This window comes from Saccharobesus litoralis, from assembly GCF_003063625.1.
GTDB lineage: Bacteria > Pseudomonadota > Gammaproteobacteria > Enterobacterales > Alteromonadaceae > Saccharobesus > Saccharobesus litoralis.
Genome location: NZ_CP026604.1, coordinates 3426203 through 3453130 on the forward strand (window position 1 = coordinate 3426203; position 26928 = coordinate 3453130).

The following is a 26928-nucleotide window of genomic DNA, read 5'->3' on the forward strand; positions in this document are numbered from 1 at the left end:
TGCGTAAATTATTTAATCACTTTTGCCTATTTTAATGTGCGCTAATTTAACACTTAAGCCTGAAGAGAAATCTCATCGTCGATTTTTGCGTGACCTGTATTGTACCTCCAGAGATTATGAGATGCTTCACGTCTCTATGAGTACCAAAGAAAAGCAGGTATTTTTACGTCAGCAATTTGCATTACAACAAAAGTATTTTAATAAAACTTACCCTGCTGCAAGCCGCAATATAATTTGTTTTGATGGTCGAGCAATTGGGCGGCTTTATACCGACTTTAACTCAGTAAGCAAGCAGTTACATTTGTTTGACATTACGCTGCAAAGAGAGTGGCGTAATAGAGGGATTGGCAGTTACTTTATTCAGCAATTAAAACAACAAGCCACCAAGTTGGAAGCAGACATAACACTTTATGTTCATATGACTAATCCTGCACATCATTATTATCTAAAACATGGGTTTGCGTGTGTAAGGAGTGAACAACAACACTATTTAATGCAATGGCAACAACCTCAATAAGTCTCCCCAGTAAATTAAGCGTTTTCACCGTGTTGCGTTTTTATACTTGGTTTAAATTACATTTCAATCACAAACGTAATTAATACATCAATACGCCAGTGTAGATGTAATCAGGAATACGGGATTGCTATGTCGCAAAATGCAGCTAATTTAGAACCAAAACCAGCAGTGGTTTTAGATAGAGATGAAGATTTATTAGCTGGTTCATTGCGTGCGGGCATGTTAAATCAATTGCTGAGAGAGCAGTTGACACCAACCAAACAAAAAAATGCTTCAGGCTCAATGGTCCAGTCTGATACATCGACTCAATTAGCGACGTTAAGCTCAACTGCCCTAGATGCCGTTGACGAAATTCTCAATTGTACCCAGCTTGACCGAACAGTATTACATGACAAACTTAGCCAGTTATTTCATCAGCAGAAAGCGATATACCACGAGATTGATTTAGCGCCAGCCTTGCGTAAACACCAGTATATTGCTGAAAGTGGTTTAATACTGTCGCCTGATAATTGCATCACTACCCAACTTGATGACCTCAGAGTCCGCGCTTACATTAGAGCTATTGATCAGGCCATTAAGTCTTTAGCTAAAAAACAACAGGAAGCTATTCATTTAGTTTACCCTGCCTGTGGTCCTTTTGCGCCACTAGTATTGCCTTTATTAAGTTATTACCTTCAACGGGAAATGTATACACCACAACAGTTAAGTGTCACCTTAATTGATGTGCAACCTGGGGCAGTACAAACGCTCGAAACAGTTGCCGTTAAGTTTGGCGTTAATAAATTTATCAAACAAATTTTATGTATTGACGCGTTAACGTATCAACCGAAAAACGAAAAAGTTGACATTGTTGTGCTTGAGGCGATGCAGCACGGCTTTAGTCGAGAAGGTCAATTTACTATTGCTAAGCACTTTGCAGGTTTACTGCAGCCTAGCGGCATATTATTGCCAGAAGAGGTTATTATTAACGCCGCGCTTAATGACCCCAACCGTGAATACATTGCGCAATGGCAAGATGCTGAACAAGTATCGAATGATAAGCGAGACTCGAAAATTATCGCCGAGCGTATAGCTTTGGGAGAGGTCGCTCGAATCAATCGCCATACATTATCTCATTGCGAGCTGGTAGATATTGACCAATTCAATACGCTAATAAAATTTGGCAAAGTGACGATTCCAGAACTGGCTGGCGATAGTTCAGAACGGGTACTGCTGATGTGTTCTGAGGTTAGAGTATTTGATCAGGAATGGATAAGAGAATATGACTCAGGGATCACCCATCCTCTTCCTGATCAACAAGTCTGTGTTAATTTTACTCCAAATGACTCAAGGCCAGGTGATTTACTAGTCAAAAGTGGTGAAACCTTGCAATTTTTTTATCGAATGAATGGTTTACCAGGGTTTATGGCTACACATGTGGTTAAGGAATAGCAGTGAGCCGTATACCGATTAAGGTCGCTTTATTTGTTGCTCAGCCAACAGTTGCATTGCCAAGTCTTAATTTATTAACACAAAAAGGCCAGTTGGCGGGTGTGGTATTGCCTAGTCAAAACGACCCTGTGTTAAACCAGTTTGCGCATAGCTTAATTCAACAACAGATCCCGTATGCAAAATTACAATTTGGCCAAGAACACTATGTAGTCGATCAGCTTAACCAGTGGCAGTGCGATGCCATTGTGGCTATGGGTTTTAGTGGCGATGTACCTGAGGTACTGCAACAGGCGACCGAATTTGGATATTTTAATTTATTGCTAACCGATCCTAGATATTACGCAGGAATGGTGCCGCTATATTGGCAACTGCGACAGGGAGAAACGAAAGGGCAGGCGACCATTCAACATGTTACCTGCAAAGATGAATTTTCCATTGTCGCCCAGCAAGATTACGACTTAGCACCATTGGATACCTATTCGCGAGTGGAGAACAAAGCATCAAATGCAGCGGCTAAGTGCCTTGATTATTTTCTTCAACAAAGCGTTAGCGCAGGGAAGCTAGCGACTAATTTTGTATCTTTGAGTACGGAGCAAAAATTCCCAGCCCCTGATGAGCAAATGCTAAGAGTTAATTTTGCCAAAATGAAGGGTAAACGAGTGGTTGACATGGCTAGAGCCGGAAATCCAGTTTTTAATGGCTGCGTCATACAGCTTGGACAAACACCATTGAGTTTGTTGCAGGCAACACTGGTTGATTTACCCACTTATGGTGTCCGCCCCGGTACGATTTGTTATAGCGGTGGGGCTAATGGGTTAATTGTCGCCGTGTTAGATGGCGCGTTGCGGCTCGATGTTATTGCTAATTCAGATGGCATATTTAGCGCAGCTGCTTTTGTCGAACGGTTTCAAATCCATGCAGGTATGACGTTTACGTAAATGCCTGTTAACAGCAACTACAGCGGCATGAGCCGTTATATCTAAGGGAGATACCTTTATGGCAGAACCTTTTATTGGTCAGGTTGAGCTTTATGGCTTTACCTTTGCGCCGGAAAATTGGGCGCCGTGTAAAGGACAGTTATTGCAAATATCCGCCAATCAAGCTTTGTTTTCGTTACTCGGTAATGCCTATGGCGGGGATGGTCGCACAACTTACGGCTTGCCTGATTTACGTGGAACGTTAAATGTTAGTCAAGGTTTAAATCCCGTGAGCACTTTTGATTGGAACATGGGAGACCGCCATGGCGCTGAAACTCACACCTTGTCAGATAGCGAAATGCCTGAGCATTCCCACCTTGCAACATATTCAGGCGGAATAGGTGATTGGCAAGGACATATAAAAGCGACGACGGAAGCGGGAAATTCAGCAATACCAACCACGGGTTGCACACTCGCAACAGCCAATCCGCCTGGCGGAGGGCCTGATAAAGCAGAACAAATTTACTACAGTGGCACTCCTGCAAGTAATACTTTAGTTGAGCTAGGGGGATCAGAAACCTTCTCAGCCATGGTAAATGGGAATGTAACAGTTGGGAATAATGGTTCAAACCAAGCTTTTTCGCTTTTACAAAGCGCTTTGGTAATGAACTTTAGCATTGCACAAAAAGGCTTATATCCTTCACGGAACTAACAGCTGATTTAGACGTTATCGTAAACAATAAAATTAAATAGAGGATTTTAACAATGGCAGATCCATTTATTGGACAAGTGACCCTAATGGGTTTTAATTTTAATCCCAGAGGTTGGTTTAAGTGTAATGGCGCGTTATTGTCAATTAGCCAACATTCTACGTTGTTTTCATTACTTGGTACTAATTATGGCGGAGATGGGCGAGTAACATTTGCGTTACCTGATTTACGTGGGCGTGTCCCTATGTCGTACGGGCGTCACCCTGGCAGCCTTTATGATTGGCGAATTGGACAAGTCGCTGGTGCAGAAAGACATACCATGACAGTGTTAGAAATGGCCACGCATAGCCATGATGCTACATTCTCAGGAGTGAGCACAGGAGTGAGTTTTGCCATGACAGCAACAACGGATGATGGAGACAATGCTAGTCCTAGTGACGGTGCTTATTTAGCGACTACTTTACCACCAGCAGGGGGGCCTGATAAGCCAGAGCAAATTTATAACTCCAATCCTTCATCCGGTTCACTCGTACAACTGGGTGGCGTGTCAGTCTCTGGTAAACCTAGTGGTTCAGTAACGATTAACGCAAATGGAGCGGGTCAGCCATTTAGTTTGATGCAGCCGACATTAGCACTTAATCATTGTATAGCCAATGTCGGAGTTTATCCGCCGCGGAGCTAATTCGACTGCGTTTTTTGGGGGGAGGGTTACAGATACAAATAGTTACAAGGGATAATGCTTAAACTTGGTTATTGCAGTTCCCTGTAACTATCCCGTGTTTTTTCCCCAATATATTATTTCAATCGCTTTAAAAATGTGACTACTGGGATGGAGCGGGTTGTTACAGCAGCTCAATTCCCTTTTGGAACAGATAATGGTTTTAAACAAAAAATTGAAATATGTGATGACTTAATATTTATTGTGTTTTGAAATATCAAGTTTCGCTTAATAAGTGATTTGACACATAATGATATAAATTGGGGGTTTCCTAAGGTCTTAATGATTAAAAATTATATAAAAAGAGGAGGTTCAGCATTTACTTAAGGTGATTGTACGCTAAGCTATTACACTGATATTAATAGAAAATATTTAGCATAAACCAATAGCTAAGGAACAAAGTTATTGGTTAAGGAATTACATGCTTAGTCGTCAATTTCATTTTATATCCGGATTACCTCGTTCCGGCTCTACTTTATTGGCTGCCATTTTACGCCAAAATCCTCGCATGCATGCCAGCATATCTAGTCCTGTTTTACCGATTATCCATTCTTGTTTAGAACAAGTCGGTGCTGGTGGGGAGTTTTATACTTTTTTTGACCAACCTAAGCGGCAGCATTTATGCCAATCTATTTTTAACTCTTATTACGTTGACCAAGAAGACAAATCAATTGTTTTTGATACTAATCGCCTTTGGACAGCTCGTTTGCATCAGCTAGTTGAATTGTTTGATGATTTCAAAGTGATTTGCTGTGTACGAAACCCTGCTTGGGTTGCCGATAGTTTTGAAGTTATTTATCGCAAAAACCCCTTTGATTACAGTCGAATGTACACACCACAGACTCGGCAAACGGTTTACAGTCGTTGTGAAGCCATTATGGCTGGCGCGGGTGCATTTGGCTCGGCTTGGTCTGCTTTAAAAGAAGCTTTTTACGGTGAATTCTCGGAAAAATTGTTGTTAGTCGACTATGATTTAATGACTCAGCATCCAGCTAAATCACTTGAGTTAATTTATCAGTTTTTAGGTGTCGATTTATACACCCATGACTTTAATAACGTTGAGTATGAAGAAGGTGAATTTGATTCACAACTTGGCGTTAAGGGCTTACATACGGTGGCAAGCAAAGTGGAATTTAAACCGCGACGCAGTGTGTTGCCTCCCGATTTATTTAAAAAATACAGTGATATGGCTTTTTGGTTAGATCCAGCTGGCAGCGCCGCTAGCATACTAGCACCAAAAAATAATTAGCCGATTAAGCCAAATATCAACCAGCAGAATAATAGATTTTTACCTAAGGGTAATAATAGGACGAGAAAATGAAAAAGTATGTTTTCAATAGTGTGGTTTCAGCCATGTTACCACTGGGGCTAGCACAGGGACATATTCACACTGAAAGTTATTTAAATGGAATAGACAACAATCGCTTACCTGATAACGGCGAAGATGTTGTTGAAACAGTTGATCTTTCTACATCGATTAGCTTGATGACGGATAATCATATTGCGGATAAGTACCCTTCCGACATTTCATTTTCTCCAACTATTACTCACCATGCAGATAATGTAATCAGTAATGCCGATATTAGTTCAGAAGCATCGCTGGCTAATACCGCTACTGACTACCAGTTAGTTGATCGAACTCTAGAGTTAAAACAAGCACAAATTGTTACAGAGCTGGTTGTTATTGATGAAGCAGTCCCTGATAAGCATTTATTTTATAAGCAATTAAAACCCAATGTTGATGTTATTGAAATTAGCAGCAATGAGAGTGGTTTAAGGCAGTTAGTTGCTAAACTTCAAGGCTATCAAAACATCAAAGCCCTGCATTTAGTGTCTCATGCTGAATCAGGTTTAATTAAGTTAGGTTCTGACAATATAACGGAAGAATTGCTTAAAAATGAGTTAGCCACTCTTTCTCGTTTAGACAAGGTTATGCTGGATGGTGCGGATGTATTAATTTATGGCTGTAACCTTGCTTCAAACTCAGATGGTATTGAGTTAATTAATTTGATATCGCAAAGGATGAATGTTGATGTCGCAGCATCTTCTAACTTTACAGGTAATAAAGATCGAGGTGGGGACTGGGATCTTGAGATAACAAAAGGTGATATTGAAGCTAAACCTTTGTTTGATTCAGTCGCCATGGCAGATTTTGATGATGTTTTGGCCTATAACGGCACGCTTGCATTAGGCAATATGCCAACTGGTTATGGTGCGACTAAAAGCTATACTATTCCCACAACGAGCTACACGATTAGCATTTCTACGGACACTTCAGGTAGCAAAGATTTATACAATTATGCTGCTGGATATGTTTATGTAGGAACTGCCGATAGCAGTAACACTAAGTCTTATATTCAATTTACGAATGGCGAAACATTCAATTTAACGTCTCTTTATGTTTATTTGGGCTTCGGTGCACCTTCTCAAACGATTAACTTTTCTTCAAATAAAAACGGGAGTGTTAGCTCTACCTCTCTTTCGGCACAAGGCGGTACTACAGTTAACTTTTCTGGTTCTAACTGGGAAGGTATTTCAACGCTAACAATAGAGAGTTCAACTGGGACGCTGCACTGGACTAAGTTAGATAATATTGTACTAGCTAGCCTTTCAGCTTCTAATTCAGCCCCCACGCTTTCTACTAACACCGGCGTTACACTTAGCGAAGGTACCTCTTTAACCATTGATTCTGCCAAATTAGACGCTTCTGATGACTCTGACTCCGGAACTGGCATTACCTATACTCTAACAACAGCACCAACTAATGGTGCCTTATGGATAGATGCGAATACTGATGGAAAAATAGCCACCAGCAATGAATTAAGAACAACAGCTGTCTTAACATCAACATGGACAGAAGATGATATCACCAATAATCGACTAAAATATTGGCATTATGGAACGGATACCACCAGCGATAGTTTTGTCGTTAATATCTCTGATAGTCAGAGTGAAGTATTATCTAACCAAACAGTGTCAATTTCTGTCACTGCGGTTAGCGACAGTACGGTTAATTTAGCGCAAGGTGACGTAGTTCCGACTAAATTAGATAAAGACAATAATTTATTTGAATTTGTGAATTTAGTGGATTTACCGGCGAACACAGTTTTAAAATTCACTGATAAAGGCTGGGCTACGAGTAATAAATTTGTAACCAACTATGTATCTGAAGGATTTGTCACTTGGACTGTACCGAGTAATATATCTGCTGGGCAGCTATTTAGGTTAACATTATCAGGCTTGGGGTCTGTTAGTTTAACCCATGTATCTAATAGTAACACAGACTTAAGTTCGCAAATTAGCTATACGCCATATAACGGAACAGCTGCAGCTATGATGTCCATAGCTGGTGAACAGATGTTTATTTTCCAAGGCAGTGAAGATAACCCGTTCTTTATTTTTGGTATTAATTCTTCAAATGAAGCATCAGCTTTATCCGGTGATGGTTGGACAACCAATAGTGTATCAGACACCATTATTACAACTTCGACCAAGCCAGGCGGTACGGGAAGTCAAAACAGCCTTGCAGCCGATGGTGAAGTGGCGTTTACTAGTAGTACCCCAAGCACAAGCTCGGGTGAAAAAGATATCCGAGCTTATACCGGCCCTACGACAGCTACCGATAAAGCAACGTGGTTAACTCGTATTAACGATGTTGAAAATAATTGGGGCGGTGACGATTCATCTTTAGCTAGCTCTATTACAGATAGCATCACTATTTCTTCTGGTCCAACAGTATCAACCAGCAACCTCAGTTTATCAGGCGCATCCGGTACTGGAGGGGCCTTTAAAATTGGCGATACTGTTACTGCAACTTGGGACAATACAGGCAGTGGCGATAATAACTCTAATATCACAGCAGTTGCGGTTGATTTTAGTGATTTTGGCGGTGGTTCTTCTGTCGCGGCATCCAACTCAAGTGAAACTTGGACAGCAACATATACCCTAGTATCAGGCAGTGTTGATTCAACTACGGCTAACGTAGTGGTTACCGCAAGTGATAGTAACGGCGATGGTTCAGTGACTAGCACCATTAATGCCACAGCAGATAACGTTGCGCCGACAGTAACAGATGGCAAGATCAGTATTGCTGGCGCTAGTGGTACAGGGGGCGCGTTTAAAACTGGTGATACCTTAACAGTAACTTGGGATGATACCTCAGGTAGCGGTGATAACAATACCGATACTATATCGTCTGTAACAGGTGATTTAAGTGCCTTTGGTGGTGGTGCTGCTGTCTCGTTTACTAATAGCGCAGATACTTGGACTGCGACTTTAGCCATATCGGCTGGCAGTATTGATTCAACTAATTTGAATCCTTCTATCACAGTAACAGATAATGCTGGCAATACGACAACCACATCTGACTCAACTAACGCCACTTTAGATAATATTGCGCCGACATTGACGGATGACAATATTTCGGTATCAGACACAACTCTGAAAAACGGTGATGTCGTTACTGTTACTTGGAACAATGCGTCTGGCGGTGATGCCAATAGCGATTCAATATCTAGCGTAGTTGCCAATATATCGGCACTCGGTGGTAGTGCATCATTGGCATTGTCTGAGTCGGGCGATGTTTGGGCAGGTGATTACACAGTTTCATCTGGTTCAACCGAGGGCTCAAATCTTAATGTTACGTTAACCGCTACTGATAATGCCGGAAATACCACAACTCAAGCAGATAGCAGTAATATTAAGTTGGATCGTACGGCGCCGTCTATTTCTGGGTTAACGGTTTCATCTGATGATACGGTTGATAATAGCGATACGATCACAGCGGTTGCTTATTCGGGTTCAACTTCAGGTGTTGAAGATGGCCAAGTGGTAACTGTTGTAGTTGGTGGGGTCACCGTGAGTCCTACTGTTTCTAGTGACTCGTTTAGCGGCACAATTAATTTATCTGGTGTGAGTAACGATAATTCTGTCGCTGTTACGGCAGATGTTACAGACCAAGTGGGTAACGCCGCGACTCAGTTGTCGAAAACCATAGTTAAAAATACAAATGCTGCGCCAACAGCTTCTTCTGTAACCTTCACAGGCATGTTAAAAGAAGGGGAAACGTTAACAGGTTCTTATACTTATAACGATACTGACAGTGACGCTGAAACGACATCTACGTTTAAATGGTATCGCTCTGATGATAGTAGCGGTACAAACAAAGCAGCAATCAGTGGAGCAACTAGCTCTACATATATTTTGGTTTCTGCTGATGTAGGCAAGTATATTAGTTTTGAAGTGACGCCAGTTAATGCTGTATCTTCCGGTTCAGCAACAGAAAGTAGTATTAACAGTACTGCTGTTGCGACAGCGGTGACCTTGGCGCAAAGTGATTTAATGATCACTAAGTTAAACACCACCACGGGTAATAAATCATTTGATTTTGTTAATTTAGTAGAAATACCTTCTGGTACAGTCATTAAGTTCACCGATAAAGGTTGGCAAACAGCAGATGCATTCACAACTAATGCCTCTGGTGATGGTGTTATTACTTGGACAACGACAAGTACTATTGCAGCGGGTCATTTATTTAGAATGACATTCAGTGGTTCTAGTGCAGTATCTTTTATTCAAGTCTCCAATAGTAATACAGATATTTCTAGTCAAGTTAGTGTTTCGGGTCTATCACTTGCAGCTACGGGAACTATGCTTTCAGGCCGCGAGCAAATTTTTATTTACCAAGGGGCTGATTCAGATCCTTTCTTTATTTTTGGTATTCATACTCAAGGCGTATCAGATATTGTAACGGCAACCGGCGACGAGCAAGGTTGGAGTTCGGCGTCAGTGGCAGCAACTTCAACGTTTGCATCTACACGGCCTGATGGAACAAACAGTCAAAATGGTTTAACTAATGGCAGTAGTGCGGTTACGTTTATTTCGGATCCTAGTGAAGTCAGGGCTTACACAGGGACTGTTGAAGGGGCGGTTAAAGCGGATTGGATTACTCGAATTGCCAACCGAGATAACTGGTCAAGCAATGCTTCTGCAGTCAGTGAGTCTGTAACCGCTAGTATTTCATTCGACCCAGATACCGCGCCAACCCTAACAGGTATGCCAACTAGCTTTAATGCCGATGAAGACACACTTACTACGCTAACCTTGTCCAATGTGGCGGTAACTGACTCTGAAAACGATACTATAACTCTAGTTTTAGCTGCTGATTCGGGAACATTAAGTGCAACCACGGACACAGTTGTTGTAGCGGGTAGTGGCAGTTCGACTATTTCATTTACCGGTTCAACAAGTGAAATAGCAACTTATTTTGACACAACAAGTCGTTTAACATTCCAAACAGCTAGCAATGCCGAGTCTGATGTCACTTTAGTGGCAACCCCCTATGGCAAAGCAGCAGGTACCGCGACTTCAGCAACAATTACAGTATCAGGGCAAAACGATGCGCCAACGGTATCTTCAGTTCCAACTACGTTAACTATTAATGAAGATACAACCGCCAATATTGATTTATCAGATGCGACGATTGCCGATGTGGACAGCGGCGACACGGTTACTTTGTTATTGAGCGCCAGTGCGGGAACGTTACTGACACCGGCATCAGACAGTAATATTGCAGCATCGCTTAGCTCAAATACGGTGACCTTATCGGGTACACCAGCTAACCTAAATACCTATTTAGATACAGCATCAAACTTAAAATATACGCCAGTTAGCAATGTTAATGGTGCAGCGCAAGCCACTTTAACCTTATCGGGCAATGATAGCTCATCGGCGAGTTTACTTTCGACCACTAGTATCACCATAGACATTACTGCGCAAAATGACGCGCCAGGCTTGGCTGTTAATAACGGTGTCACCTTAAATGAAGGGGCAACTGTTACCTTAAGCGCATCACACTTGTCGGCCACTGATATTGACGATAGTGAAGTGGTGTATACGCTTTCTTCTGTACCGTCCAATGGTACGTTATATTTGAATTCATCAGCGCTGGCCAATTCTGGCACCTTTACTCAAGCTAATATCAATGCCGGCTCGGTGAGTTATGTGCACAGTGGCAGTGAAACGACTTCTGATTCGTTTGTTTTTGTAAATGAAGATGGTAACGAAGACGCTTCAACTCCAAGCAGTGAATCTTTCTCGATTACCATTTCGGCAGTTAATGATGCGCCTGTCGTCGCAACCAATAGTGGTGCTACTGTTAGTGAAGCTGATACAGTGACAATAGCAGCGTCGGCGTTATCGGCCACGGATAATGACGATGCTGAAGTAACTTATACCGTCACCTCAATACCTAGCAATGGTACGTTATTTGTTAGTGGAAGCTCAGTCAGTGCAAATGGTACGTTTACTCAGTCCAATATAGGTAGTGGAGTCATTACTTATGTACACGATGGTAGTGAAACCACGTCAGATTCGTTTGTTTTTGTTAATGAAGATGGCAATGAAGATAGCTCAACTCCAGCTAATCAAACCTTTAGTCTAACAATTACGCCTGTTAATGACGCACCAGCCGTATCGGTGAATGATGGTTTAACTTTAAATGAAGGTGCTACGGCGACAATTTCAGCTACAGATTTATCTGTAACCGATGTTGATGATAGTGAGGTGACTTATACGCTTTCTAGTGTACCAACAAACGGTACTTTATTCCTTAGCTCATCCGCTTTAGCCAATGCCGGTACCTTTACTCAAGCTAATATAGCGGCTAACGCGCTAACTTATGTGCATGATGGTAGCGAGACAACAGCCGATACTTTTGTTTTTACCAATGAAGATGGTAATGAAGATAGTTCTACGCCTGTTGCGCAAACCTTTAGTATTACTGTTACGGCACAAAATGACGCACCTGTTATTGATCTTGCGGGTGCGGGTGGCGGTGCGGCGACTGATCGTACACTAACCTTTACCGAAGGCGATGATACGATCACCTTAGTATCATCTGCCAATGTAACAGATAACGATACCGGTGAGCAGATCACGGGTATTACGGTGGCGTTAACCAATGATCAGGATGGCACTGCTGAAGGCTTGAATGTCACCGGTGCGGCGCAAAATGCGTTAACGGGTATAACCGGTCAGTCAGATATTACAGGGCAAGATACTATTACTATCAATGGTGCTACCGCTAGTACCAGTGAAGTTGCCACTTTCTTACGTTCTATTTCTTATCAAAACTCATCGACTAGTCCAAATACGACCCAGCGTGTGATTAATGTTACGGTTAACGATGGTGATACGACAGCAACTAGCACAATCAGTTTATCGGTTGCTGGCTTAACGGCAGCGACAGCGACCAGTGCGGTATTTAATACCTCAAACGGTACAGGATTATCGCCGGCGATTACGTTTGGTAGTGAGAATGAAACGCTAACCGTTAGTAATGCAACCCATTTTGCTGGCTCTAGCCTACTAGGTGGCGGTGGTACCGATACTGTCGTCGTGACTGCTACTGGCGATGTTAATATTGGTGGCGCGACCACCATATCGTTAGATTCAGCATCGTTAATTATTAATAGCGGTGCCGATACTACAGTTACCTTAACGAATACCGATGGCTTAGATGATTTTAGTCAATATGTTGGCCAAGCGAGCCATCAAGATGTACTGAAATATTCATCAATTTCGGGTGCTGACTTTACCAACATTACATTTAGCAACTGGGATGCCATCCAAAATGATTTAGCAACAGCGTCAAGTGGCCAAACGGTAACTACCACGCTATCGGCAAGTAATTTATCCAGTGTTGCCAGTATTTTAGGTGATGCCTCTACTGATGTTATTAGTATTGATGCAGCAGATTTAGATCTGACCAATAACACCTTTAGTTCGATTGATGTTTTCAAAAATACCAGCTCGTCTGAAACCACGCTTACGGTCAATAGCAGCAACTTATCAGGAATAACGGAATTTGATTTAAGTGATGCGTCAACTGCTACATTGCAAAGTAGTTCTGCGCTTAATGTATCCAGTACAACCTTAACTGGGGTTGATGTTCTTAAAACGTCGAGCACAGCAGGCATTAGTTTGGTTGTCACGCCAGCGCAATTCAATAGTTTGTCGAGTGTAATCGGTGGTAGTGGTACAGATACCTTAGTTATTAGTGGAGCTGGCACGTTAACCGCAACGCCAACTTTATCTTCGATTGAAGTGCTGCGCTTTTCTGACAGTACTTCGGGTGCTCAAACACTGACATTGTCAGCGGTTACTGCTAATGGCTTGTCACTTGAAGCGACAACCTCAGATGTATTCTCAATAACGGCTGCTACTGGCAGTCAAACAATTAATGCTCATAGCAATGGTGGTTCGATTGATGTTGGAGCAGGTAACGATACGGTTACGCTTAGCTCAGGCACAGAAACAGTCACCTTAGGTGATGGCAGTGATATTTTGGTTGGTACATCAACTAACCTCAATGGTGCGACCATTGCTGATCTGGAAGTTGGCGATCAGATCATTCTAAAAGGCAGTGTGATCAGTAATTCAAATGTGAGCTTTAGTAGTGCTAACACCTTCTTAATCGACACTGATGCGACTGATTTTACCTCGTCAGAAGTGAGCCTAGCACTGGCTAATTCAGCGGGAAGTACGTTAACGGCAAGTGTTTCGAATGACGGTACAGATTCGACAATTTCTATTGCGTTGGCAAATCAAGCGCCGACGATCACAAGTGCCCCAACAACACTGACTGTAACTGAAGATATTGCTTCCAATATTGACTTTACGACGGTGACTTTTGCTGATGGCGATGCAAGTGACACTTTAACGTTGTCTTTGTCTACCTCGAGTAAAGGTACATTAAGTGCGTCCAACACAGTCTCTGGTATAGCCGTTACTAATAGCCCTAGCGCTAACGTAACCTTGGTTGGCACGCCAAGTAATCTAAATACCTATTTTGATACGGCCAGTCATGTTACTTATACCAGTAGTTTAAATGATAATGCGGGTACCAACTTAATTGTGACACCGCATGATGGTACGGAGGCTGGAACCGCGCAAACTATTAGCTTAGCGGTACAAGCTGTTAATGATACACCTACGATCACTTCAACGCCTTCTACTTCTGTTAATGAAGACGCAGCTTATAATTACACTATCAGTGCGACGGATGTTGAATCCAGTACGCTGGTATATGGGCAAGCTAGCATACCAAGTTGGTTAACCTTTAATAGCAGTACGCAAGTTTTAAGCGGCACGCCAAGCAATAGTGAAGTTGGTAACCATACGGTATCTCTGCAAGTGTCAGATGGTACAACCACTATTGGTGAGCAGTTCACGATTACCGTTGCAAATACTAATGATGCACCTGTTATAGGTTCAAGTGCTGTGACCTCGGCAACCGAAGATAGCGTTTATAACTATACATTGAGCGCTAGTGATGATGATAGCAATGATACCTTAACTTACAGCACGTCAGGGACAGTGCCGACTTGGTTAAGTTTCAATGGCTCATCAAAAGTCTTAAGTGGTACACCGAGTAATGACGATGTTGGTAACCATACCGTTTCGTTAGTGGTTAGCGACGGTACGACAACGACTGGTCAGCACTTTACTATAACGGTTGCTAATACCAATGATGCCCCAGAGATAAACTCGACAGCTATAACATCTGCAACTGAAGACAGTGCTTATTCTTATACTTTATCAGCCAGTGATGTTGATAGCGGTGATAGCCTAACTTATTCTGCAGTGACTAAGCCGGACTGGTTATCTATTAATGCTTCATCTGGAGTATTAAGCGGCACGCCAGATAATGATGATGTGGGTACGCATAGCGTGACCTTATCCGTGACTGACGGCACCACAACCGATACGCAAAGCTTTACCATTACGGTTGCCAATACCAATGATGCACCAGAAATAAACTCGACAGCTATAACATCTGCAACCGAAGACAGTGCTTATTCTTATACCTTATCAGCCAGTGATGTAGATAGTGGTGATAGCTTAACCTATTCAGCTGTGACTAAGCCGGATTGGTTATCAATTAATGCTTCCTCTGGGGTATTAAGTGGCACACCAGATAATGATGATGTCGGTACGCATGGCGTAACCTTATCAGTAAGTGACGGTACCACAACTGATACGCAAAGCTTTACCATTACAGTGGCTAATACCAACGATGCACCAGAAATAAACTCAACGGCGATTACCTCAGCGACCGAAGACAGTGCTTATGCGTATACCTTATCGGCCAGCGATGTTGATAGCGGCGATACCTTAACTTACGCTGTTGCGTCGAAACCGACTTGGTTAAGCTTTGATGCTGGCACTGGTGTATTAAGTGGCACACCAGAAAACGAACACGTGGGTAACCATACGGTATCACTACAAGTGACTGATGGTACAACCACGATAGGTGAGCAATTTACTATTGCTGTGGCTAATACCAACGACGCACCAGTGATTGGTTCCACGGCGAATAGCTCGGCGACCGAAGACAGCGCTTATTCTTATACCTTATCAGCCAGTGATGTTGATACAGGTGATAGCCTAACTTATTCGGCTGTAACTAAACCGGACTGGTTATCCATTAATGCTTCATCTGGAGTATTAAGCGGCACGCCAGATAACGATGATGTTGGTACGCATGGCGTAACCTTATCCGTGACTGACGGCACCACAACTGATACGCAAAGCTTTACCATTACAGTTGCTAATACCAACGACGCACCAGAAATAAACTCGACAGCTATAACATCTGCAACCGAAGACAGTGCTTATTCTTATACCTTATCAGCCAGTGATGTAGATAGTGGTGATAGCTTAACCTATTCAGCTGTGACTAAGCCGGATTGGTTATCAATTAATGCTTCCTCTGGGGTATTAAGTGGCACACCAGATAATGATGATGTGGGTACGCATGGCGTAACCTTATCAGTGAGTGACGGTACTACAACCGATACGCAAAGCTTTAGCATAACGGTAGCCAATACCAACGATGCACCAGTGATTGGCTCAATGGCTATTACCTCAGCGACCGAAGACAGTGCTTATGCCTATACCTTATCAGCCAGCGACGTTGATAGCGGCGATACCTTAACGTACGCCGTTGCGTCGAAACCAACTTGGTTAAGCTTTGATGCTGGAACGGGTGTACTCAGTGGTACACCAGAGAACGAACACGTGGGTAACCATACGGTATCACTACAAGTGACCGACGGCACAACCACGATAGGCGAGCAATTTACCATAGCTGTGGCTAATACCAACGATGCGCCAGTGATTGGCTCAACCGCCATTACCTCTGCGACCGAAGATAGCCCTTATGCGTATACGTTATCAGCTAGTGATGTTGATGTCGGTGATACCTTAACGTACGCTGTTGCGTCGAAACCAACTTGGTTAAGTTTTGATGCAGGAACCGGTGTACTCAGTGGCACACCAGAAAACGAACACGTGGGTAACCATACGGTATCACTACAAGTGACTGATGGCTCAACCACGATAGGCGAGCAATTTACCATTGCTGTAGCCAATACCAACGACGCGCCAGTGATTGGCTCAACCGCCATTACCTCAGCGACCGAAGACAGTGCTTATGCCTATACCTTATCAGCCAGTGATGTTGATACCGGTGATAGCCTAACCTTATCAGCGCCAACCAAACCAGACTGGTTAAGCTTTGATAGTGCCAACGGTGCGTTAACCGGTACACCAGATAATGATGATGTGGGTACGCATGCTGTTGTGTTACGCGCGACAGATGGCACCACGAATACAGAGCAAAGCTTCACCATTACGGTTAGCAATACTAACGACGCGCCGGTTATTCAAAGCACAAGTATCACATCAGCGACCGAAGACAGTGGCTATAGCTACACCTTATCGGCCACCGATGTTGATAGTGGCGATACCTTAACCTTATCCGCGCCGACTACACCTGATTGGTTAACTTTTGATGCCAATAGTGGTGTGTTAAGTGGTACACCAGCTAACGCTAACGTTGGTACGCATGCGGTAGTATTGCGTGCAGCAGACGGCACCACCAATACAGACCAAAGCTTCACCATCACGGTAAGCAATGTTAACGATGCGCCGGTTAATGCGACAGTCGCCCATGTCTCTATTTCAGAAGACACCACGCATACCTATGATAGCAATGCGGTCAGTGTTAATGACGTTGATGGCGAGAACTTAACGGTACAACTCGCAACTAGCGGCGGTACGTTAGCCCTAAGTCAAACAACAGACTTAACTGGTACGACAGAGGCAGGTGCGACCTTAAGCTTTAGCGGTACTCAAGCGAATATTAATGCTGCGCTTAACAATCTAACCTTCTATGCGGGCGATGATGCGAATGGTACTTACACCATCACGCAAACAGTCAATGATGCACTAACCAGTGATGTCGATACCTTTGAAGTTACGGTTAACAATGTCAACGACGCGCCAGTGAATACTGTGCCAAGCCAAGTGACGGTATCAGAAGACACGAACTACACCTTTACGGGTAGCGAAGTCTTTAGTGTTAGTGATGCGGATAGCAGCGACACCTTAACCGTGACCTTAGTCAGCTCAAGTGGTCAGTTAAGCCTAAGTGGCACAACCTCGTTAAGCTTTACCGAAGGCGACGGCAGCGCAGACAGCAGCATGACGTTCAGCGGTAGTCAGTCGGACATCAATACCGCGCTTACGAACTTGGTGTACAGCCCAGTCACGAATGACGATAGTTCAGCCACCATCACGATGAGTGTGACGGACGGTACCACAGAAGTTGATAGCGATACGGTCACCGCCGATATTAGTGCAGCGAATGATGCACCGGTTATTACGGTGGCAACAGCGGCAACTAATGAAGATGTTGCTGCTACTTTAAGTGTTAGCAATATTAGTGTTACCGATATTGATAGTGCCAGCTTAACCGTGAGCTTAACCAGTAGCAATGGTGCAATGAACCTTGCTGATAGCAGCTCAGTGACCTTAACCACAGGTGATGGTACAACTGATACGTCGGTTGTTATGCATGGCTCGATCGCGAGTATTAATAGTGCGCTAGCGGGTATGACATTTATACCTAGTGGCAACTTCAATGGCACTGGCCTAGTGACTGTTGTCGCGGTTGATGAAAGCTTAACGCAAACCGATACCGTAACCATCAATGTGGCAGCGGTGAACGACGCGCCAGTTATCGATTCCACGGCGAACCCTTCTGCGACAGAGGATAGTGCTTATGCCTATACCTTATCAGCCAGTGATGTTGATACCGATGATAGCCTAACTTATTCGGCTGTAACTAAACCGGACTGGTTATCAATTAATGCTTCCTCTGGGGTATTAAGTGGCACACCAGATAATGATGATGTGGGCACGCATGGCGTGACCTTATCCGTGACTGACGGTACCACAACCGATACGCAAAGCTTTACCATTACAGTGGCTAATACCAACGATGCACCTATCATTGGCTCAACGGCCATTACCTCAGCGACAGAGGATAGTGCTTATGCCTATACCTTATCAGCCAGTGATGTAGATAGTGGTGATAGCTTAACTTATTCAGCTGTAACTAAGCCGGATTGGTTATCAATTAATGCTTCCTCTGGGGTATTAAGCGGAACGCCAGATAATGATGATGTGGGTACGCATGGCGTAACCTTATCAGTGAGTGACGGTACTACAACCGATACGCAAAGCTTTAGCATAACGGTAGCCAATACCAACGATGCACCAGTGATTGGCTCAACGGCTATTACCTCAGCGACCGAAGACAGTGCTTATGCCTATACCTTATCAGCCAGCGACGTTGATAGCGGCGATACCTTAACGTACGCCGTTGCGTCGAAACCAACTTGGTTAAGCTTTGATGCTGGAACGGGTGTACTCAGTGGTACACCAGAAAACGAACACGTGGGTAACCATACGGTATCACTACAAGTGACTGATGGCACAACCACGATAGGCGAGCAATTTACTATTGCTGTGGCTAATACCAACGACGCGCCAGTGATTGGCTCAAGCGCCATTACCTCTGCGACCGAAGATAGCCCTTATGCGTATACGTTATCAGCAAGTGATGTTGATGTAGGTGATACCTTAACGTACGCTGTTGCGTCGAAACCAACGTGGTTAAACTTTGATGCCGGAACCGGTGTTTTAAGTGGTACACCAGAAAACGAACACGTGGGTAACCATACGGTATCACTGCAAGTGACTGATGGCTCAACCACGATAGGCGAGCAATTTACCATTGCAGTGGCCAATACCAACGACGCGCCAGTGATTGGTTCAACGGCGAATACCTCAGCGACCGAAGACAGTGCTTATGCGTATACCTTATCAGCCAGTGATGTTGATAGCGGTGATAGCTTAACCTTATCAGCGCCAACCAAACCAGACTGGTTAAGCTTTGATAGTGCCAGCGGTGCATTAACCGGTACACCAGATAATGATGATGTGGGTACGCATGCTGTTGTGTTACGCGCGACAGATGGCACCACGAATACAGAGCAAAGCTTCACCATTACGGTTAGCAATACCAACGATGCGCCGGTTATTCAAAGCACAAGTATCACGTCAGCGACCGAAGACAGTGGCTATAGCTACACCTTATCGGCCACAGATGTTGATAGTGGCGATACCTTAACCTTATCCGCACCAACCAAGCCAGACTGGTTAACCTTTGATGCCAATAGTGGCGTGCTAAGTGGTACACCAGCTAACGCTAACGTTGGTACGCATGCGGTTGTATTGCGCGCAGCAGACGGTACGACCAATACAGACCAAAGCTTCACCATCACGGTAAGCAATGTTAACGATGCGCCGGTTAATGCGACAGTCGCCCATGTTTCTATCTCAGAAGACACCACGCATACCTATGATAGCAATGCGGTCAGTGTTAATGACGTTGATGGCGAGAACTTAACGGTACAACTTGCAACTAGCGGCGGCACGTTAGCCCTAAGTCAAACAACAGACTTAACTGGTACGACAGAGGCAGGTGCGACCTTAAGCTTTAGCGGTACTCAAGCGAATATTAATGCTGCGCTTAACAATCTCACCTTCTATGCGGGCGATGATGCAAATGGTACTTACACCATCACGCAAACAGTCAATGATGCACTAACCAGTGATGTCGATACCTTCGAAGTCACGGTTAACAATGTCAATGATGCGCCAGTGAATAGCGTACCAAGCCAAGTAACGGTATCAGAAGATACGAACTACACCTTTACGGGTAGCGAAGCCTTTAGTGTTAGTGATGCGGATAGCAGCGACACCTTAACCGTGACCTTAGTCAGCTCAAGTGGTCAGTTAAGCTTAAGTGGCACAACCTCGTTAAGCTTCACCGAAGGCGATGGTAGTGCAGACAGCAGCATGACGTTTAGCGGTAGTCAGTCGGACATCAATACCGCGCTTACGAACTTGGTGTACAGCCCAGTCACGAATGACGATAGTTCAGCCACCATCACGATGAGTGTGACGGACGGTACCACAGAAGTTGATAGCGATACGGTCACCGCCGATATTAGTGCAACGAATGATGCACCGGTTATTACTGTAGCAACAGCGGCAACTAATGAAGATACTGCCGTGAGCTTGACCAGTGCGCAACTGAGCATTACAGATATCGACTCTTCGTCGTTGACCGTGAGTTTAAATGCTAGCAATGGTTTATTGGCCTTAGCGTCGACAACGGATGTGAATATCAGTTTAGGTAATGGCAGTACAGATCAGACGCTGGTGTTTAATGGCGCAATAGCAGATGTGCAAGCCGCACTGAATGGTGCTGTGTTTACGCCGAACGCTAACTTTAATGGCGATGCCAATATTGTTGTTCAAGTTTCCGATGGTGAACTGACTGACACCGAAACACTCACGGTGAGTGTCGCAGCAGTGAATGATGCGCCAACAGACATAGCGCTAAGTAGCTCAAGTATTAAGCATAGTGATGGCGCTAATGCGACCATAGGTACCTTGTCAACCACAGATATAGACGCGTTTGACACACATACTTACAGTATGTGTAACACGGTTGGCTTTAGTATTAGTGGTGATAAGCTGGTTATTGCCGACCCAACGTCGTTTGCCCAAGGCACGACGGAAGTTTGTGTACAAACCACAGATCAACTGGGTGGTAATATTCAAGAAACCTTAACCATAAGCGTGACTGATGATGTTGCGCCGGATCCAGTGAGTGCGGAATCGGCTATCCAATTTAGTTGGAATACACTCAACATTAATACCGATACCTTCTTGGTTGATTACCAAGTAACCGTATCTGAGGCGGCAATAGGCACGACTTATAATCATACTATAACGTCTTCTGGAACGGCTCAGGTGAGTGCGGCGGCAGAGGCTGGTTCGGTAAGTCAGATCACGGGCTCGGGTACCATCACGTCAACCAGTCAAACCATTTCTGGCATTGATGTTTCAGGTCTTGCCGATGGTACTTTAACCTTGGCCGTAACCTTAACGGATGCAGCGGGTAATGTGAGTGCGACAAGTACCGCGACACTACAAAAAGACACTGTCGCGCCAACAGTGACACTGTCGTCTAACCAATCACAACCAGTCGGCGGTGCATTTGATATCACCCTACAATTTAGTGAAGACGTTTCAGGCTTGAGTTTAGCCGATATTCAAGTCACTAATGGTAGTGCATCTAACTTGCAAGGCAGTGGTTCAACCTATACAGCGACAATCACGCCAAATAGCAATGCGACTGTCAATATTGATGTTGCGGCTGGTGCGGTTCAAGATAGTTTAGGTAATGACAGTATAGCGGCGACACAATTAACGGTTGTTGTCGATGGCACTGCGCCAACCATTAGCAGCTTAAGCCCATTAGATAATGCAACCGGCGTCGCGTTAGATACTCATTTAATCATGACGTTTGATGAAGATGTTCAAGCATTAACCAGTGGTAACAATACCATTACGGTCACGCGAACCGATACTAACGAGGTGTTTGCTAGCATTACAGCCGATAGCAGCTTAGTTAGTGTTAATGGCGCGCAGGTAACGATTGACCTTGGTAGTGCGACCCTACGTGCCGGTACTGCATATCATGTTGAAATTGGCGACAACGCATTTAGTGATCGCTTTAATAATGGATTTGCCGGTATTTCTGGTTCATCTACCTTTAACTTTACGACAGCAAACCAAGCACCAGTGAGTGCGGATGATACGGCAAGCTTAGATGAAGACGGTAGTGTGGCCATTGCTGTACTCGCGAATGACTCAGACACAGATAGTGAATTGAACCCAGCGAGCGTGATGGTGAAACAAGCGCCAGCTAACGGCTCTACCTCAATCAACACGGCGACTGGTGTTATTACTTACACGCCAAGTGCTAACTTCAACGGCGTTGATGTTTTCACTTATCAAGTGAATGACGTACAAGGTGATAGTTCAACTGAAGCGACGGTTTCTATTACGGTTAATGCGGTTAATGATGTGCCTGTGGCGGTTAATGATGTCGTTGCCACGGCCGAAGACACAGCAACAACCTTGACCTTAACCAGTAATGATACCGATATTGAAGATGGCGTACCTACTGGCGATGTAGTGATTGTGACCCAAGGCAGTCATGGCGGTACCGCGAAAGTCTTAGAAAACGGCAGTGTTGAATTTACACCTGCTAGTAACTTTAATGGCACAGATGCCTTTACTTACCAAGTTAAAGACAGTGAGGGTGCCAGCTCGAATATAGCGACCGTCAGCGTTGCCGTATCGAGTGTTAATGATCAACCTATCGCCACCGATGACCAAGCAACCACTAATGAAGATACCTCAGTCACTATTGATGTATTAGCCAATGACTCAGATACAGAAGACACTAGCTTCAACATGAGTCAAATCAATATTGTTAGTCAAGGTAGCTTAGGTACGGCCACGTTGGGTGAAAACAGCATTGTTTACACGCCTAATGCCAACGCCAATGGCGTTGACACCTTTACTTATGCAGTGAAAGACAGCGAAGACCTGACGTCAGGTACAGCTACCGTCACAGTAAGTATAACGGCAGTTAATGACGCACCGGTTGCCGTTGCTGATACTGCGGTATTATTGGAAGATGCATCGCTTGAGATCAATGTCTTAGGTAATGATACGGATGTTGATACAGGTGATAGTTTTGATACCCAATCGGTCAAGGTGGTGACAGCGCCTGAGTCAGGTACAACTAGCATCAATGCAACGACAGGCTTAGTCACCTATACACCAAATGCTAACTTTAATGGTGCGGATAGCTTTGTTTATACCGTAGCTGATGCTTCGGGTGCTGTGTCTAATCAACAAACGGTAAGTATTACTGTATCAGCGGTTAATGATATTCCGGTTGCTAACCCAGATCAGGTCAATACGTTAGAAGATACCGAGGTGACAATTTCACCGTTGACCAATGATACTGATGTTGATGGCTCATTGGATGAAACCTCAGTAGCGATCACCACAGTGGCGACGAAAGGCACGACAGTCATCAATAGTGACGGCACTATTATTTACACGCCAAATGCTAACGAAAATGGCCTAGATACCTTTGGTTATACCGTGATGGATAACGAAGGTGGTGTGAGTGAAGAAGCATTAATTACCGTGTCTATTGAAGCCGTTAATGATGCGCCAACCATTAATGCTAATTTGTCTAATCAAAATACAGATGAAGATGCTGTTTACACTTATACGCTAGATACCAGTGTCTTTACTGAGATTGACAGTGGTGACACCTTAACTTACAGCATTACAGGGCTACCAACTTGGTTAAGCTTTGATGCCAATACCTTGATATTGTCAGGCACGCCAACGAATGATGACGTGGGTGAGGTAAGCTTAACGGTAACCGCGACAGACAGCGAGTTAGCGAAAGTCAGTCAAGTGTTTGTATTAACGGTGAATAATGTCAATGATTCACCAGAGTTAGTTGGCGATATCCTTGATACCGCGACTAATGAAGATGCGGCATTTAACTTAGTACTCGACACCAGTGTGTTTAACGATATTGATACGGGTGATGCTTTAACTTATACCGTTAGCGGTTTACCAGGTTGGATGAGCTTTAATGCTGAAACCTTAACTTTATCTGGCACGCCAACTAACGATGATGTTGCCGTGGTTAACTTAACGGTTACTGCTACGGATAGCCAAGGCCAGTTTATCTCAGATAGCTTTGCACTCAATGTGACTAACACCAATGATGCGCCAGTGGTGAATAACGACGTATATAGCGTAAATGAAGGTGATTTATTGAGTTTAGGCGCTAGCCAAGGGGTGCTAAGTAACGACTTTGATGTCGACGCGGGCGACGTGCTACAAGTGAGCTTGGTATCTAATCCGAAATTCGCTAATAGCTTTACCTTGAATAGCGACGGCAGCTTTAGTTATACGCACAATAGTACGGAAAACTTTAAAGACAGCTTTAGTTACCGAGTGACGGATGGCATGGTAACCAGTGATGTGGTTACGGTGACGCTCAATATAGCGCCAGTTAACGATGCGCCTGAGTTCTTGACGACGCCGCAATTAACTACGGTTGCGCAAGGGGAAACCTTTAGTTACCAAGTGATCACCAATGACCCTGATGATTCGCAAACATTAGTGATTAGCCAAGCTCCTAGTTGGTTAAGCTTAAGCGAAAATAATGTGCTAAGCGGCACAGTGCCATTTGATCAAGAAGTGGGCGTACAAAACATCGTATTAACTACGGCTGATGACGAATTTGAAGTCAAACAGTCGTTCGATTTATCGATTAGTGAACGCGATGTAGCATTACTCAGTATAACTGGAGTATGGAGCAAGAAAGTTGTCACCGCGGGTGAAACCGTACAGCTTACCCTAACGGCTAAACATGTGTCAGGACCAGCTGTGGCTGGAGCCACATTAGTCAATGTGTTTGCTGGCAATGCGACATTTAGCAGTACTAATACCTTATGTAGCTTTACAAGCAATACCCGAGCTGAGTGTTTAGCTGATATTGCAGTGGGTGGCTCGGTCAATTACGTATTTGATGTCGTGACTAATGCAGCTGGTGATATTGCATCGGTCGCACAGGTTAATGATACGGCGGCTGATGGTAGTCGTTTAGCGCGTAAAGTATTTGATATTAGTGTGTCAGAGGTTATTGCTGAGCAACCTAACGACTTGTTTAATTTGTCAAACGCTACCGCTATTGCCGCAGCTGATGTCAACCTTGATACCGCCGGGGTTGAAATGGTTGCAGGTACTACCGCAGGTGATAACGTCAAGATTATTCGCATTCTTGAGACGGGTGTCGTTAACGGCGAAGTAGTTGACACGATTGACAACACTGGCCGCGCGAGCAAGATATTGATTAACGATATGGATCAGGATGGCTTTAAAGACGTCTTAGTTGTCAATAAAACAGGCCAAGCATCTACCTTGTACACCAATTTATCGGGTAGTGGTTTTGAAGCCTCACAAGGTAGCCAAACATTTGGTTTAGGTATTGGTGCACAAGTGATCGATTACAACCAAGATACATTCAAAGATATTGTTATCTTTAGTAGCTCGCAAATGCGCTTCTATGCGAGTAACGCTGGTACATTCTCGGATGAAGTCTTACTGATCCAGTCACGTTTATCTGAGATCCGCTCCGTTGTATTGGGTGATATTGATGGTGATGGTACTACTGATTTAACCGTTGGTTTACCAACTCGCTTAGCTATTGTGCGTAACTTCTTAACAACCCTAGCGACGAGTGCAAGACCGGCTGCTGGTCAAGTGTCTGCTGCCGCTGAGTTAAGTTTTGAAGATTTGATTACCGACGAGCTACCTATGGAGAACGTCACTCAACTGGCCGCCGCCGATTTAGATGGTGATGGTAAAGAAGAGATTGTCGTCACCAATAGCTTTGATGAAAGCAATACGGATGATACTGACAATGTTGATGGCGCGGCCATTAACGTTGTGAGTTTAGATTCGAGTACTAATCAAGTCAAAGTAGCAGCTAGTTTTGGTGCTGCATCTTCTCACTCAGTACAAGTGACGGACACAAACAATGATGGTTCGCCTGATTTACTAGTTGGTAACGACAATGGTGTTTATCAAATCTATCAAGGTACGGGTAAAGTTGAAGAGTTTAACTTAGCCAATACGGTTATTGTTGAAGCAACCACCTTAGTGGTACCAGTAGATGTCAATGAAGATGGACTTGCCGACGTGGTCGCTTATGAAGACACTGAAGAAGAAGTGCGCTTGTATCTATCGAAAGATGATGGGCAAATTGGCACCAGAGCAGAGCTTGCTGTCAATCTTGATCGCGTTGGTGATAGCACGTTATATCCGGGTAGTACGGTCGAGTTTAGTACAACAGTGAGTAACACTGGCCCTGATGTTGCGCGTCAATCACGATTAATTTTTGTAGGTATGACAGTCGATCAAATCGAAATTGATGGTGCGACTTGCGTACAGGTGAACAATGACGTGGTTTGTGATTTGAATAATATTGCCAGCCAAGACTCAGTTACCTTAACGGGTCGTTATCAGGTTAATCAAACCGGTAGCCGTCAAGTTAGTGTTGAAGTATCGACCATAGATACCGAAACCCAAGCTAGCAACAACCAAGCGAGTTTAAGTGTCACGATAGACGAAGTACCTAGCGTCACGGTGACAGCTAAGAGTGGCAGTGGTTCTATTGGCTTTGGTGCGTTTGGCCTATTTGGTCTAGTTGCATGGCGACGTGCGCGTAGCAAGGTACAAAGCTGGTTTAAAAAATAATTA

The 26928-nt window shown here is 44.0% G+C and carries 7 protein-coding genes; all 7 read left to right on the plus strand.

The genetic code is table 11. The annotated features are described in order from the left end of the window. Positions 1-136 precede the first annotated feature (136 nt). Entirely contained in the window at positions 137-517 is a 381-nt protein-coding gene (locus C2869_RS12290) for a GNAT family N-acetyltransferase (RefSeq protein WP_159084148.1), read from the plus strand. A 129-nt stretch (positions 518-646) separates the two neighbouring features. Further along, entirely contained in the window at positions 647-1948 is a 1302-nt protein-coding gene (locus tag C2869_RS12295) for an SAM-dependent methyltransferase (RefSeq protein ID WP_108603216.1), read from the plus strand. Positions 1949-1950: 2 nt separating this feature from the next. After that, entirely contained in the window at positions 1951-2886 is a 936-nt protein-coding gene (locus tag C2869_RS12300; RefSeq protein WP_159084149.1) for a hypothetical protein, read from the plus strand. A gap of 58 nt (positions 2887-2944) precedes the next feature. After that, entirely contained in the window at positions 2945-3577 is a 633-nt protein-coding gene (locus C2869_RS12305; protein ID WP_108603218.1) for a phage tail protein, read from the plus strand. A gap of 53 nt (positions 3578-3630) precedes the next feature. After that, complete coding sequence (locus C2869_RS12310) at positions 3631-4257, plus strand: phage tail protein (protein WP_108603219.1); 627 nt, start codon at positions 3631-3633, stop codon at positions 4255-4257. A 457-nt stretch (positions 4258-4714) separates the two neighbouring features. Further along, on the plus strand, positions 4715-5542 hold the full coding sequence (locus C2869_RS12315; protein WP_108603220.1) for a sulfotransferase family protein: 828 nt from the start codon (positions 4715-4717) through the stop codon (positions 5540-5542). A 68-nt stretch (positions 5543-5610) separates the two neighbouring features. Continuing rightward, a complete protein-coding gene (locus C2869_RS12320) occupies positions 5611-26925 on the plus strand; it encodes a putative Ig domain-containing protein (protein ID WP_108603221.1) in 21315 nt (7104 codons plus the stop codon). The last annotated feature ends 3 nt before the right edge of the window (positions 26926-26928 follow it).